Genomic DNA, 13,302 nt, shown 5'->3' with positions numbered 1-13,302 from the left:
GCGGATAAACACATTCGTCCCTGTCAAATTAATGACAGGGGCGATTTTTTTGTTGCGGCCTAGCAAAAGGAGGTTGTCATGAAACAATCTTTCAAAACCAGCAAACTCTACTACGGTTTTCCTATCTTCATCTTGGGCTATCAGGACCAGAACTTTGGGCACAATATCACGACCTGCAGTTCCTCTTATAGTCTGGGAGATTGGTTAGTTATTGGAGTTGGTGCTGAGGAAAATGTAGCAGATCAGATTAAGTATTATCAACAATTCACCGTGAACATTCCTGATGAAAACCTCATGATCGAGATGGAGCAGGCTGGTTTTATTAGTCACCGTGAAAAGATTGCCAAACTCGGCTTAGATTTTCAACCTTCTAAACTGACACAAGCACCTATTTTAGAGGCTTGCCCCGTCGTATTGGACTGTCAGGTGGATCGGATCATCGAGGAAGATGGCATCTGCCATATCTTTGCTAAGATCCTTGAACGACTGGTTGATCCGGAACTCTTGGACGATAAAGGCCATTTTAAAAATGACTGCTTTGCACCGACTTACTTTATGGGGGACGGCCATCAGCGTGTTTACCGTTATCTAGATGATAGAGTTGACCCCATGGGAAGCTTTATCAAGAAAGCGAGGAAAAAAGATGACAAGAGCTGAGTTACCTGAACGAATCGAGACGGAGCGTCTGGTCTTACGAGTCCGTACAGTGGCGAATGCGGAGGAAATCTATGCCTACGCTAGTCTCCCAGAAGTCTCTTATCCAGCAGGATTTCCACCCGTCAAGACCTTGGATGATGAGATTTACTATCTAGAGCATATCCTTCCCGAGCGCAATCAAAAGGACAATCTCCCAGCTGGTTACGGCATTGTGGTCAAAGGAACCGATACCATCATCGGCTCTGTTGATTTCAACCACCGCCACGAAGACGATGTGCTGGAGATTGGCTATACCTTGCACCCAGACTATTGGGGTCGTGGTTATGTACCAGAAGCAGCGCGAGCCTTGATTGACCTAGGTTTTAAAGATTTAGGCCTTCACAAGATTGAACTGGTCTGCTTTGGCTACAATGTCCAAAGTCAACGAGTCGCAGAAAAGCTTGGTTTCACTCTTGAAGCTCGCATTCGAGACCGCAAAGATGCCCAAGGCAGTCGTTGTGACAGTCTCATATATGGCTTGCTGAAGAGTGAGTGGGGGGAGTAGGAAAATTTATCATGTCAAAAAAAAATAGTAATAAATCAAAAAAATCATACCTGTGTAACCTTAGAAGGAAACATCGAGAGTTTATTAACGGGATTGATCTAGAAGAATTTTCTTTTCAAAAAGATTTTTGGGATCAGATCGTTAAACCCCAAACGCTATCTTTATTGATCTCTAGAAAAATTTTTGGGGGTGCTACACTATACAACAATTTACAATCTGATTCTGATACAAATAAATTCTGTTTCCCAAAATTTAAGTCAAATAATGAAATCGTTAGATATGTTCAGAGTTGTATGTTTTTAAAAGATTCTAATAAAATAAAACAGTTACAAAGTGAATTGCAATATCTTCTAAAGAAAGAAACTGATGCTAAATTAGAACAATTAACAGAAATAGTAAAAGAAATAATATATTTAGATAAATATGGCTCTTTCTTAAGATCTAATCCAAGATTCATTGTAAAAAAAGATTCCTATGTGTATCGAGCGATAAAGTTATATGATGGTGATAATCTTAAAGAGGATTTTAATCCAATTGAGTGGAGATTTATTAATAAACATCAAGCATTAATGCGATTAAATAAAGGGGGAGGAGAACAACCTGTTCTTTATGTCTCTCCAGATTTTAATTCAGTTTTTTACGAAGTTGATGCGGAAGATACATATGAAAAAATGGCAGTTTTTGTATATAGAGTAAAGGATGATATTCAACTTCTCCCTATAGATGGAAAAATGTTTACCAATCCAGAGTACGATGATAGTTTTAAAAGATATGGTGAATATATTGGACAAATCCTTGAGCCCTTATTTTCAATAAAAATTTCTCCCGAACTGAATGAAAGTCTAGTGTATGAGTTGTCTAATTTTATAAAAGATGAGTTCTATAATATTGAACGTGAAAACAATAATAAAATTGAGCATGAAAACAATAATGAAATTGATAACCAAGTGGTAGGATGGACTTATATTTCAACAAAGACAACAAAATTTATTAGCCAAATCACTAATTCAGATTCATTAAACATAGAACATAGATGCTTTGCATTCCCAGAGAACTATTATGAAAAAGTTCTAGATTTAGATAATGTAAGTTGTTGTATGGTAAATTGTGGTGATTATGAAAAGAAACATCTTAAATTTTGTGACGATTCCTATGTTCAGAACAAAATTGAGTTGAGTTGGGATGGTAAGATAATTAAAAATTATCATTGAATCTTATGATACGTAATATTTTAAAGATATCAAAATACTTATCTTGGAAACAGTAAAGGAGAACACACATGTCTAAAGAACTTTCACCTAAATACAATCCAGCCGAGGTTGAGGCTGGTCGTTACCAAAAATGGCTTGATGAAGATGTTTTCAAGCCTTCAGGAGATAAAAAGGCTAAGCCTTATTCGATCGTCATTCCACCACCAAACGTGACTGGGAAACTCCACCTTGGTCACGCTTGGGATACAACTTTGCAAGATATCATCATCCGTCAAAAACGCATGCAAGGTTTTGATACACTTTGGCTTCCAGGGATGGACCACGCAGGGATTGCGACTCAGGCTAAGGTTGAGGAGCGCTTGCGTGGTGAGGGCATCAGTCGTTATGACCTCGGTCGTGAAAAATTCCTTGAGAAAGTCTGGGAATGGAAAGATGAATATGCGACGACTATCAAAGAACAATGGGGCAAGATGGGGCTCTCTGTAGACTACTCTCGTGAGCGTTTCACCCTTGACGAAGGTTTATCAAAAGCGGTTCGTAAGGTCTTTGTGGACCTTTACAAGAAAGGCTGGATCTACCGTGGTGAGTTTATCATCAACTGGGACCCAGCAGCTCGTACAGCCCTTTCTGATATCGAGGTGATTCATAAGGACGTCGAGGGTGCCTTCTACCACATGAACTACATGTTAGAAGATGGTTCACGTGCCCTTGAAGTGGCGACTACTCGTCCTGAGACCATGTTTGGGGACGTTGCTGTTGCGGTCAATCCAGAAGACCCACGCTACAAGGACTTGATCGGTAAAAACGTCGTTCTTCCTATCGCGAATAAATTGATCCCAATCGTTGCGGACGAACACGCGGATCCTGAGTTTGGTACAGGTGTCGTGAAAATCACACCTGCCCACGATCCAAACGACTTTTTGGTTGGTCAACGCCACAACTTACCACAAGTCAATGTCATGAACGATGACGGAACCATGAATGACTTGGCCTTCGAATTTGCAGGCATGGACCGTTTTGAAGCTCGTAAGGCAGTCGTTGCCAAGTTGGAAGAAATCGGTGCCCTCGTCAAAATCGAAAAACGTGTCCACAGTGTTGGTCACTCAGAACGTACAGGTGTTGTAGTTGAGCCACGCTTGTCTACTCAATGGTTCGTCAAGATGGACCAATTGGCTAAAAATGCTATTGCCAATCAAGATACAGACGATAAGGTAGAATTCTACCCACCTCGTTTCAACGATACCTTCCTCCAATGGATGGAAAATGTCCACGACTGGGTAATCTCACGTCAGCTCTGGTGGGGTCACCAAATCCCTGCTTGGTACAATGCCGAGGGTGAAATGTACGTCGGTGAAGAAGCTCCTGAAGGTGACGGATGGACTCAGGACGAAGATGTCTTAGACACTTGGTTCAGTTCTGCCCTTTGGCCATTCTCAACTATGGGCTGGCCGGATGTCGACTCAGAAGACTTCAAACGTTACTTCCCAACTTCAACCTTGGTTACTGGTTACGACATCATCTTCTTCTGGGTGTCTCGTATGATCTTCCAATCCTTGGAATTCACTGGCCGTCAACCATTCCAAAACGTCCTTATCCACGGTCTCATTCGTGACGAACAAGGACGCAAAATGTCTAAGTCACTCGGTAACGGTATCGACCCAATGGATGTCATTGAGAAATACGGTGCCGATGCCCTTCGTTGGTTCCTTTCAAACGGTTCTGCACCAGGTCAAGACGTGCGCTTCTCTTATGAGAAAATGGATGCTTCATGGAACTTCATTAACAAGATCTGGAACATCTCTCGCTACATCCTCATGAACAATGAAGGCTTGACCCTTGAGCAAGCAACTGCTAATGTGGAAAAAGTTGTTAACAAGGAAGCTGGAAATGTTACTGACCGCTGGATTCTCCACAACCTCAATGAAACCATCGGAAAAGTCACTGAAAACTTTGATAAGTTTGAATTTGGTGTAGCTGGACACATCCTATACAACTTCATCTGGGATGAGTTTGCGGACTGGTACGTTGAGTTGACCAAGGAAGTCCTTTATAGCGATAACGAAGAAGAGAAAGTCATCACACGTTCTGTTCTCCTTTACACTTTGGACAAGATCCTTCGTCTCCTTCACCCAATCATGCCATTCGTGACAGAGGAAATCTTTGGACAAATCTCAGAAGGTTCTATCGTTACAGCAGCATACCCAACTGTCAACCCAGCCTTTGAAGACCTTGCGGCTCACACTGGTGTCGAAAGCCTCAAAGACTTGATCCGCGCTGTTCGTAATGCGCGTGCGGAAGTAAACGTTGCTCCAAGCAAGCCTATCACCATTCTTGTTAAGACAAGCGATAGCGACTTAGAAGCCTTCTTTAACAGCAATGTCAACTACATCAAACGCTTCACAAATCCAGAACACTTGGAAATCGCATCAACTATTCCTGCACCTGAACTCGCTATGTCAAGTGTCATCACAGGAGCAGAAATCTACTTGCCACTCGCTGACCTTCTCAATGTAGAAGAAGAATTGGCTCGCCTCGACAAGGAACTGGCTAAATGGCAAAAAGAACTGGATATGGTCGGTAAGAAGCTCTCTAACGAACGCTTCGTAGCCAATGCCAAACCAGAAGTCGTCCAAAAAGAACGCGACAAACAAGCCGACTACCAAGCGAAATACGATGCGACAGTCGCACGTATTGATGAGATGAAGAAGTTGGTGAAATAAACATTAAAAAATCTCTTAGATTCATTTCTAAGAGTTTTTTTCTTTCTTCCCCCTCACAACCAGCCTTCTTCTTCGGCAGTTTTGGCTGCTTCGGTTCGGTTACTGGCGCCTAGTTTGGAGAGGATATTGGTCATGTAATTACGAACGGTACCGTTTGAGAGGTAGAGCTTGTCCGCAATCTCTTGGTTGGACAGCCCCTGTGCTACTCCATGTAAAACAGCTACTTCCTGCTCGGTCAAGGGATTGGGATGGGTCATCATGACTTCCATCAACTCTGGAGAATATTCCTTGCGCCCCTCTAACACCGTATGTAGGGTTTGCATGAGTTCGGCGATGCTTCGCTCTTTCAAGACATAGGCGTCGACTCCTGCTTTGACCGCTCGTTCAAAATAACCTGGACGTTTAAAGGTCGTAACGATAACCACCTTGGTTTCAGGAACTTCTTCTTTGATCCACTCGAGTGCTTCGAGTCCAGTCTTGACTGGCATTTCGACATCAAGGATGGCAATATCGACTGCTTCTTTCTCCAAAACCTCGATAGCCTCGGCTCCATTTTTCGCCGGCAGAACAGTCTCTACATCTGGTTGAAAGCTTAAGAGCTGACACATGGCATCTCTAAGCATACTTTGATCTTCTGCGACTAATACTTTCATCTACTTTCTCTCCTTATAAGGCAGATGCACGCGCACCTCTGTTGGATGTTTCAAACTGACTAGTTCTACTTGACCTGAGAAGGCTGCAGCACGGTCTCGGACTGTATGGAGTTCATTTCCTTTTACAGTTGCAAAGCCTTTCCCATCATCTCTGACTGTCAGGAGTAATTCCTGATCTGTACGTTCCAGTTTTAGATAGGTTTTATTAGCGCTGGCATGCTTGATAATATTGGTCGCCAGTTCTAACAAAATCATAGCAGCCGTCGACTCCACATCTTGGGTCAGGCTAGCCTTGTCCAATTGATTGTCAACCTGGACTTCAATCCCAGCAATCTCCAGCATCTTTTTGACAGTCTCAAGTTCTGAAGCTAGGGTCCGTGATTTCAGATTTTCCACGATGGTACGCACTTCATTCATGGAATCTTTGCTGATCTGGTGAATTTCTTTTAATTCCTTCTCCACCTGTGGATAGGCCTGCATCTGAAATAACTGCAAGGCTAGATCTGTCTTGACACTCAGCATGGCAAAGGTATGTCCCAGACTATCATGCAAATCCTGACCGATACGACTGCGTTCATTTTCAGCAAGCAATAGATTTATCTGAGCATTTTGCTTAGCCTGAGCTTCTTTCAAATCCTCCACAATGCGAATCCGAACCAAGCCCAATGTCATCAAATCCACAAAAGTAAGAATCCCAAGCTCAAAGGCTACAACCTCAGTTTCGACTGACTGAAACATCATGAGTTGACCAACAACAAGAACTTGAGCAAGGAGAAAAGTCCAGACATGAAGTGAACGTAGGCTACGAACTCTAAAATGATAAATCAAGAGATTGGCAAGGAAAAAGAAGAACCAGACATAGTTGCCATAAATGAAGACGGTATTTCCAGCCACATAAGCTAACATGATGAACCAAAAGAGCCAGGATAAGCGCTGACTCTTGGTGGTTAAAACGCCTAAATAAGCCACCACAAATAGAATATCAACTAGTAAATGCCAGCTAGGAATTTCCCCAACTACTGCAGAGAGGATAGGGAAAACCATAAAAATCAAACTGGCCCAAAACATATAGTGTATGCTTTTCAGTCTTTCAAGCATTAAGCATTCTCCTTATGACCTTGAAGGTAAATGGTCAAACCAAATAAAACTGCTGAAAAAACAAGTAGATAAACTGTGGCTGATAGATTGATGCCACCCTCGTTTAAGAAGGTCTTGAGCAACTCCATCAACTGATAGGTTGGTAGGCACTTCCCGATTGCTTGCATCCAGTCTGGAAATAAAGAGATGGGCATCCAGAGTCCGCCTAAAACAGCCAAGCCTAGATAGAGAAGATTGCCCACGACAGACATCAGCTGACTAGAAGGCAAGAGTGTCAAGGTCAAGCCAAGCGCTACAAAGGCAATACTTCCCGCAATCAGTAAGAACGCAGCCCCAATCCAGTTTCCTAGAGGCATATCCACACCTCTGACCAAGTGCCCAACTGAGAAAACAACCAGGATTGAGACCAAATAATCAACCATCATACTTGTTATCTTTGATAGATAATATTCTACCATATTTACTGGAGTATGGCGCAATGTTTTCTGCCAGTTGTTGATTTTATCGGTATGTAAAACAGCTGGGAATGAAAACATAGCTGTTGACATCATAGAAAAAGCTGTCATAGAGATGAGGTAGTCGCGCATAAAATTTGCTGGCCCATCTGGTGTGTCCTGGTACATGCCTGAAAAGAATAAATAGAAGGCCGTCGGCATCCCTACGGATAATAGATAATAGACTAATTGACGTTTGGTCAATAGAAATTCTATCTTGTTTAGTGCAATCCATCGTTTCATCTTAGTCATCTCCCTTTTGTGTTTCTTCAAAGATTGTATCCAACAAGCTACGATTATTGACTTCAATTTCTTGAATCCTACACCCTGCTTGCACTAACAGTTGCCAAAAAGCATCCGCTTCACGTGTGACTACTTGCAAAGCATCTTGTTTTTGTGACCAGTTTTCAACCAAGTTAGACTGCTCAATGACTTTCTTGTAAGCCAGAGGTAGGATGAAGTGCTTTTCAATCTCCTCACTGCGCATGGCTAGAGGCGTCGTATCACGAATCAACTCTCCCTTATTTAAGACCAAAATCCGGTCAGCTGTATGCTCTACTTCTTCGATATAATGGGATGAATAGAGAATGGTGACTCCCTGCGCTTTTAGCTCCTGGACAATTTCCCAAAAACGTTGACGAGTTGAGGTATCCATGGCCGCAGTTGGCTCATCCAAAAAGACAAGTTTTGGTCGGCCAATCAATGTCAAGACAAATGAAAAGAGACGCTTTTGCCCACCTGACAATTTTTCTGCCAATTGCTCTTTTTGTTGCTGGTCAAACTGCAATAGTTGATCGATCTCCTGATTGTTCAAGGGATTTGGATAAATGCTTTGAAAAAAAGCAATCAACTCTTTGACCTTTAATTTCTGAACGATGACATTTTCTTGAGGGAGGTAACCTCTAATATAGTCTAACTGAGAGCTCGTCACTGGCAAACCTTGGATGGATACTTGACCGCTGGTGACCAGTTTATCTCCAAGCAAACAGTCCAAGAGTGTGGTCTTTCCAGCACCATTGGGCCCAATCAAGGCGACGCATTCACCTTCAGCTACCTCAAAAGAAATATCCTTCAAAATAGCCTTGCCCTTGATGTTTTTATTTAGGCTTTCTACCTTAATCATGTTCATGATATTCTCCTTTCAACAACTCCTTTCCCATCGGAAAGGCGATAAAAATCATAAATCCTAATCCCCAGGCACCACGGATAACTTGATGAAGGAAGGCTTGATCAAACCAACCTGTAAACATTTCTACCAACCATACCACTAGTGATAGTCCAATAAAAAGATAGAGAATCGCTTTTTTCATTTTTCAAACTCCTTTTTCACATCTGAGACCAATTTCAAACCTTCTCGGATCAACCAAGAGATCATGCCAAATCCTGCAAATAGTTCCCAAGGAAAATGATAGAAGCCTTCATCCAATCCTGAGAACATGAGATAAGTCATGACTCCTGCTGCTACTAAACTCATTGCGACAATTACTTTATGTTTCATTTTTTTCTTCCTCCATTTGATACATCTAGTATAATTCTTTGAAGGTAGAATCACTAGAAGCTTCTGTCATGAGGAAATATGACAAATGTCACAAAAAAAGAAAGTTGATTCCTCAACTTTCTTTTTTTCTATTATTTAATCTTTATTCCACACTGAAAAGATATGGATAAACCGGTTGTTGACCTTGGTGAATTTCTACTTCGACATCTTCGAATTCTTCTGCGATTTCTTGAGCAATTTCATTTGCCAATTCTTCGCTTCCGTCTTCTCCAACATAGAAGGTTACGATTTCACTGTCTTCGTCCAACATATGTTTCAAGGTTTCAGTCAGGGTTTGGTGCATATCAGGGTTTGATACGAGAATCTTACCATCCACCATACCAAGATTGTCATTTTCATGAATTTCTAGACCATCGATAGTCGTGTCACGAACAGCTGTTGTTACGCTACCGCTGACAACGTCCCCAAGAGCCGCAGTCATGCGTTCTTGGTTTTCTTCGATAGACTTGCTTGGGTCAAATGCTAGAAGGCTAGTCAATCCTTGAGGAATTGTACGAGCTTCTACTACAACAGCTGGTTGTTCCAATACTTCAGCTGCAGATTGAGCTGCCATGAAGATGTTTTTGTTGTTTGGCAAGAAGATGATGTTACGGGCATTAACTTTCTCAACAGCCTTGACAAAGTCTTCTGTCGAAGGGTTCATGGTTTGTCCGCCCTCGATGACATAGTCCACACCTTGTGCACGGAAGATGTCTGCCAAACCTTGTCCAGCTACTACTGCGATAAGGGCATATTCTTTTTCTTCAACTGGCTTGCTGACTTGAGCTTCTTCTTTTTCTACCTGCGCTTCGTGTTGGTTACGCATGTTGTCGACTTTAACCTTGACCAAGCTACCATATTTGAGACCTTCTTGCATAACAAGTCCTGGATCTTCTGTATGGACGTGAACTTTAACGATTTCGTCGTCATTGACAACAAGTAGAGAATCCCCAAGTTCGTTCAAGTAGTTACGGAATTCTTCGTAGTCAAACTCTTTAGCATAAGTTGGGCCTTGTTTAAGGGCAACCATGATTTCAGTACAGTAACCAAAGGTAATGTCTTCAGTTGCTACATGTCCGGCTACAGATTTGTGGTGTTCTGCATTGATCATCTCACCCATATTGGCTGGAGTAGCAACAAAGTCTTCAGATGCACTGTATTCACCAGTAAGAGCTGAAAGGAATCCTTCATAGATGAAGACCAAACCTTGACCACCTGAGTCCACAACTCCAACTTCCTTCAATACTGGAAGCATTTCTGGAGTTTTAGCAAGGGCTGCTTTAGCTCCTTCCAAGGCTGCACGCATAACTTCAACTGCGTCATCTGTCTGCTCTGCTTTTTTCTTAGCACCGATAGCAGCTCCACGTGATACAGTCAAGATTGTTCCTTCAACAGGCTTCATAACAGCCTTGTAGGCAACCTCAACACCTGATTGGAAAGCAAGAGCTAGATCTTTTCCTGTTAGCTCTTCTTTTGTTTTGATAGCTTGTGAAAATCCACGGAAAAGCTGAGAAGTGATAACTCCTGAGTTCCCACGCGCACCCATCAAAAGACCTTTAGCCAAGATACTTGCAGCCTCACCAACAGTTGAAGCTGGTTTGTCTGCTACTTCTTTAGCACCATTTTCGATCGTCATTCCCATGTTTGTTCCTGTATCTCCGTCTGGAACTGGGAAGACGTTCAATGAATTGACATATTCGGCTTGCTTGTTCAAACGAGTTGAAGCAGCCTGTACCATTTCTTGAAATAAGCTTGTAGTAATATTTGACACGATTATTCTCCTACAACTTTGATATTTTGAATGTAGACATTCACAGTTTGAGCAGTGATTCCAAGTTGGTTCTCTAGGCTAAAGCGAACACGTTCTTGGATGTTTTTTGAAACTTCACTGATTTTTGTACCGTAGCTCAATACAGTATATACATCAACTGCAATACTACCGTCTTCAGCTGCTTTAACGACTACACCTTTTGAATAATTTTCCTTACCAAGAAGGGCTTGGAAATTATCTTTGAGGGCATTTTTACTAGCCATACCGACTACACCAAAAATTTCAGTTGCTGCACCACCTACGACAGTAGCGATTACATCATCTGTCAGTTCGACTTGACCATCTTTTGTATTAATTTTTACAGTCATTTTTTTTACCTCAAATAGTTGATACTCTATTTTATCATATTTCAGCCCAACTGTAAAAGCAGAATGATGTATCATCGGATATTTGCTTGATTTTTCAAATGATTTCAGCTTTCGAGCAAAAGAAAAAGACCACTTAGGTCTTTTCATGTTTATTAAACGCGTTCTACTTTTCCTGATTTCAAAGCACGAGCTGAAGCCCAAACTTTTTTAGGTTTACCATCGATAAGAACAGTAACTTTTTGAAGGTTTGGTTTTACGGCACGTTTAGTTTGGTTCATCGCGTGTGAACGGTTGTTTCCTGATACAGTCTTACGACCTGTAAAGTAACATACTTTAGCCATTGTGTTTTCCTCCTATTAGATCTAATATAGCGGATGTGCTAGCACCACATACCGTACTATGTTATCACACTTTCTTATTTTTGGCAAGGGAATTGGAAGACTTTTTTTATTTAACGTAGATGACACCAAGTTTCCCAAAAGCTACGTCTCCACGGATAATCAAGGTTTTGCTGGTTGGTGCTAGAGGAGCTTCTGCCTTGGCTGCACCACAGAAAGTCTCCACCTTAAGATCCACTCTCCAGTGTTGGGGCACATAGATAACTGCATTCCCAAATCCGACTTCTATCTTCAAGGTTGCGCTATCTCCTAACATCTCTGCATTATCATAATAGATTTTGGCATTCCCAAATCCGACTTCAAACTCGTCTTCTACCAATTCTTGGTCTTGCTTGTAGAAAGTCCCACTTCCAAAAGCAACTTCCTTGTCTGTAAGAATGGTCTTTTCATCATCATGCCACCATTTTTTCCCATTCCAAGTTCTGTTGGTATGAGTCAGCATACTAACCCCAAGCACGATGAGAATACCAGCCCAAAATAAAGACTGATTTGAAATCGGTAGAATAGCATAGACATGATTTGTAATCCATACTGCTAGTAAACCCATCAATACTGCTACTGTATAATGGCGGCGAAGCAAGGCATCAACTGATTGGTAGGCAAAAAATCCAATACCAATCAAGGGCCAAATTTCCCCTGCAAGTGAAGGAATCCCAAAATTCCCCTGCAACAATACTAAGGCTGCCAATACTAGCAACACAATACCAAATACTTTCTTTTTCATCTTCTTACCTCATGTTTCTTAGATTTTCTTTTAGGAGGGATTGGTAGTGCCGTGACACGTGAACCTCCTTGTGGGTCTGATAAAAGGAAATAGTCCCTGTACCTGAGAAGGATTTGTCCACTGAGTAGACCTGCCGAAGATTGGCAATGGTTGACTTGGATACCCGACTGAAATAGCGAGGCAGGATAGCCTCTAACTCATAAAGCTTGAGTCTCACTTCATAGGCTTCTTTCTGGGTATGAGCATAGATTTTGTTGCCTTCCGTCTCAAAAAAGAGAATTTCTGACAAGTCTAAGTAATACTCCCCCGTCCCCTTATAAAAAATCAACCTAGGAGCCTTGGTTTCTTGCAAGAGTCGTTGCAAATCAGCTATTTCATCTGTCAGGGCTGCAGCCTTGATGACAATCTCTGTCTCAGTTAATTCACTATCAATCTCGATTCGTAACTTCATCCTATCTCCTTTCTGCATCTACTATACCAAAGCCCATAAGACTTTACAAGGGCAAAAAAGCAAGTGGTCATTTTTGACCCGTAAGTGGTTACGAGGCCAAACCCACTTGCTTTGATTTTTACAACATAAAGAAAAGAATTCCCCAGAGGAGTCCACAGGCATAACCTACTAGAACATCCTTGGGATAATGAACGCCACCCAAGACTCGGACCAGACCGAGAAGAGCTGACAAGACCAACAAAATCAACCCCGCAGACAAATTTGCGTGCAAGCAAGCCATGGAAATGATGGTCGCTGAAAAGACATGGCGACTGGGCATTGAATTACCAGAACTGTCCTTTTCAAGTAGTGGGACAATTCCCCAAGTTTCATAGGGACGTGGTTGATTGATCCACTTACGAACAAGCGTCAATAGGATAAAGCCAGAAGCTGGCACTAAGATATAAGCATAAAGGTCGTTCCCTATTCCCTTACTTATAAAACTTGTCCCCAACAAGGTCAAGTATGCTAAGGGCATCAGAACTGTCATCATGCGATTAAAGACTCGCATCAGTTTCAAAAGTTGTGGATGTCCAAGGAGGCTTGATTTCCTCTGATTGTACCACTCTTGATAGTTTTTCATATATTTCTCGTTGTTTCTAGATTTTACACAAGAAGCCTGACAGAATAAGCCTGC

The 13,302-nt window shown here is 41.9% G+C and carries 16 protein-coding genes; 4 read left to right on the top strand and 12 right to left on the bottom strand.

Going from position 1 to position 13,302, the window contains the following annotated elements; all coding sequences use genetic code 11:
• Positions 1-78 precede the first annotated feature (78 nt).
• The 4 genes from AC3E9F_RS04110 (at position 79) to AC3E9F_RS04095 (ending at position 5,132) form a co-directional block, all read left to right on the top strand.
• Positions 79-657, top strand: coding sequence for a flavin reductase family protein (locus AC3E9F_RS04110; RefSeq protein ID WP_263394303.1), 579 nt, complete (start codon positions 79-81; stop codon positions 655-657).
• A complete protein-coding gene (locus AC3E9F_RS04105) occupies positions 644-1,201 on the top strand; it encodes a GNAT family N-acetyltransferase (protein WP_490672838.1) in 558 nt (185 codons plus the stop codon). Before AC3E9F_RS04110 ends, AC3E9F_RS04105 begins: the two co-directional genes overlap by 14 nt.
• An 11-nt stretch (positions 1,202-1,212) precedes the next feature.
• On the top strand, positions 1,213-2,412 hold the full coding sequence (locus AC3E9F_RS04100) for a hypothetical protein (protein ID WP_263394301.1): 1,200 nt from the start codon (positions 1,213-1,215) through the stop codon (positions 2,410-2,412).
• A gap of 68 nt (positions 2,413-2,480) precedes the next feature.
• Complete coding sequence (locus AC3E9F_RS04095) at positions 2,481-5,132, top strand: valine--tRNA ligase (RefSeq protein ID WP_263394300.1); 2,652 nt, start codon at positions 2,481-2,483, stop codon at positions 5,130-5,132.
• Between the two features lie 53 nt (positions 5,133-5,185).
• Here AC3E9F_RS04095 and AC3E9F_RS04090 read toward each other — a convergent pair whose 3' ends face one another.
• From AC3E9F_RS04090 to AC3E9F_RS04035, 12 genes are all read right to left on the bottom strand, one after another.
• The gene (locus AC3E9F_RS04090) at positions 5,186-5,785 is read right to left on the bottom strand and encodes a response regulator transcription factor (RefSeq protein ID WP_490672837.1); all 600 of its coding nucleotides are present in this window, start codon (positions 5,783-5,785) and stop codon (positions 5,186-5,188) included.
• Complete coding sequence (locus AC3E9F_RS04085; protein WP_490672836.1) at positions 5,786-6,883, bottom strand: sensor histidine kinase; 1,098 nt, start codon at positions 6,881-6,883, stop codon at positions 5,786-5,788.
• On the bottom strand, positions 6,883-7,620 hold the full coding sequence (locus tag AC3E9F_RS04080) for an ABC transporter permease (RefSeq protein WP_263394297.1): 738 nt from the start codon (positions 7,618-7,620) through the stop codon (positions 6,883-6,885). The genes AC3E9F_RS04085 and AC3E9F_RS04080 overlap by 1 nt, the downstream gene beginning before the upstream one ends.
• 1 nt (position 7,621) lies before the next feature.
• The gene (locus AC3E9F_RS04075) at positions 7,622-8,506 is read right to left on the bottom strand and encodes an ABC transporter ATP-binding protein (protein WP_263394296.1); all 885 of its coding nucleotides are present in this window, start codon (positions 8,504-8,506) and stop codon (positions 7,622-7,624) included.
• On the bottom strand, positions 8,493-8,687 hold the full coding sequence (locus tag AC3E9F_RS04070; protein WP_263394295.1) for a hypothetical protein: 195 nt from the start codon (positions 8,685-8,687) through the stop codon (positions 8,493-8,495). The genes AC3E9F_RS04075 and AC3E9F_RS04070 overlap by 14 nt, the downstream gene beginning before the upstream one ends.
• Complete coding sequence (locus AC3E9F_RS04065) at positions 8,684-8,875, bottom strand: hypothetical protein (RefSeq protein WP_250307727.1); 192 nt, start codon at positions 8,873-8,875, stop codon at positions 8,684-8,686. Before AC3E9F_RS04065 ends, AC3E9F_RS04070 begins: the two co-directional genes overlap by 4 nt.
• 142 nt (positions 8,876-9,017) lie before the next feature.
• Positions 9,018-10,685 (bottom strand): DAK2 domain-containing protein, encoded by a 1,668-nt coding sequence (locus AC3E9F_RS04060; RefSeq protein ID WP_049496888.1) that lies wholly within the window; start codon positions 10,683-10,685, stop codon positions 9,018-9,020.
• A gap of 2 nt (positions 10,686-10,687) precedes the next feature.
• On the bottom strand, positions 10,688-11,053 hold the full coding sequence (locus AC3E9F_RS04055) for an Asp23/Gls24 family envelope stress response protein (protein WP_000216443.1): 366 nt from the start codon (positions 11,051-11,053) through the stop codon (positions 10,688-10,690).
• A 152-nt stretch (positions 11,054-11,205) separates the two neighbouring features.
• Complete coding sequence (gene rpmB / locus AC3E9F_RS04050) at positions 11,206-11,394, bottom strand: 50S ribosomal protein L28 (RefSeq protein ID WP_001140948.1); 189 nt, start codon at positions 11,392-11,394, stop codon at positions 11,206-11,208.
• 106 nt (positions 11,395-11,500) lie between these two features.
• Positions 11,501-12,175 carry a LiaF transmembrane domain-containing protein gene (locus AC3E9F_RS04045; protein ID WP_263394294.1) on the bottom strand — a complete coding sequence of 225 codons (675 nt, stop codon included), beginning with the start codon at positions 12,173-12,175 and terminating at the stop codon, positions 11,501-11,503.
• Between the two features lie 4 nt (positions 12,176-12,179).
• Positions 12,180-12,626 (bottom strand): LytTR family DNA-binding domain-containing protein, encoded by a 447-nt coding sequence (locus AC3E9F_RS04040; protein ID WP_006151361.1) that lies wholly within the window; start codon positions 12,624-12,626, stop codon positions 12,180-12,182.
• 118 nt (positions 12,627-12,744) lie between these two features.
• The gene (locus tag AC3E9F_RS04035; protein ID WP_263394293.1) at positions 12,745-13,248 is read right to left on the bottom strand and encodes a phosphatase PAP2 family protein; all 504 of its coding nucleotides are present in this window, start codon (positions 13,246-13,248) and stop codon (positions 12,745-12,747) included.
• Positions 13,249-13,302: the final 54 nt, after the last annotated feature.

It is taken from the genome of Streptococcus sp. SCPM-O-B-15277 (M60), from assembly GCF_058200335.1.
The sequence above is the reverse complement of the archived record's forward strand: the minus strand, read 5'-3'. Positions and strand labels throughout refer to the sequence as shown.

Coding starts and splice junctions, on each gene's coding strand:
- AC3E9F_RS04110 (WP_263394303.1), top strand. CDS start 79: ATGAAACAATCTTTCAAAACCAGCAAACTCTACTACGGTTTTCCTATC.
- AC3E9F_RS04105 (WP_490672838.1), top strand. CDS start 644: ATGACAAGAGCTGAGTTACCTGAACGAATCGAGACGGAGCGTCTGGTC.
- AC3E9F_RS04100 (WP_263394301.1), top strand. CDS start 1,213: ATGTCAAAAAAAAATAGTAATAAATCAAAAAAATCATACCTGTGTAAC.
- AC3E9F_RS04095 (WP_263394300.1), top strand. CDS start 2,481: ATGTCTAAAGAACTTTCACCTAAATACAATCCAGCCGAGGTTGAGGCT.
- AC3E9F_RS04090 (WP_490672837.1), bottom strand. CDS start 5,785: ATGAAAGTATTAGTCGCAGAAGATCAAAGTATGCTTAGAGATGCCATG.
- AC3E9F_RS04085 (WP_490672836.1), bottom strand. CDS start 6,883: ATGCTTGAAAGACTGAAAAGCATACACTATATGTTTTGGGCCAGTTTG.
- AC3E9F_RS04080 (WP_263394297.1), bottom strand. CDS start 7,620: ATGAAACGATGGATTGCACTAAACAAGATAGAATTTCTATTGACCAAA.
- AC3E9F_RS04075 (WP_263394296.1), bottom strand. CDS start 8,506: ATGAACATGATTAAGGTAGAAAGCCTAAATAAAAACATCAAGGGCAAG.
- AC3E9F_RS04070 (WP_263394295.1), bottom strand. CDS start 8,687: ATGAAAAAAGCGATTCTCTATCTTTTTATTGGACTATCACTAGTGGTA.
- AC3E9F_RS04065 (WP_250307727.1), bottom strand. CDS start 8,875: ATGAAACATAAAGTAATTGTCGCAATGAGTTTAGTAGCAGCAGGAGTC.
- AC3E9F_RS04055 (WP_000216443.1), bottom strand. CDS start 11,053: ATGACTGTAAAAATTAATACAAAAGATGGTCAAGTCGAACTGACAGAT.
- rpmB (WP_001140948.1), bottom strand. CDS start 11,394: ATGGCTAAAGTATGTTACTTTACAGGTCGTAAGACTGTATCAGGAAAC.
- AC3E9F_RS04045 (WP_263394294.1), bottom strand. CDS start 12,175: ATGAAAAAGAAAGTATTTGGTATTGTGTTGCTAGTATTGGCAGCCTTA.
- AC3E9F_RS04040 (WP_006151361.1), bottom strand. CDS start 12,626: ATGAAGTTACGAATCGAGATTGATAGTGAATTAACTGAGACAGAGATT.
- AC3E9F_RS04035 (WP_263394293.1), bottom strand. CDS start 13,248: ATGAAAAACTATCAAGAGTGGTACAATCAGAGGAAATCAAGCCTCCTT.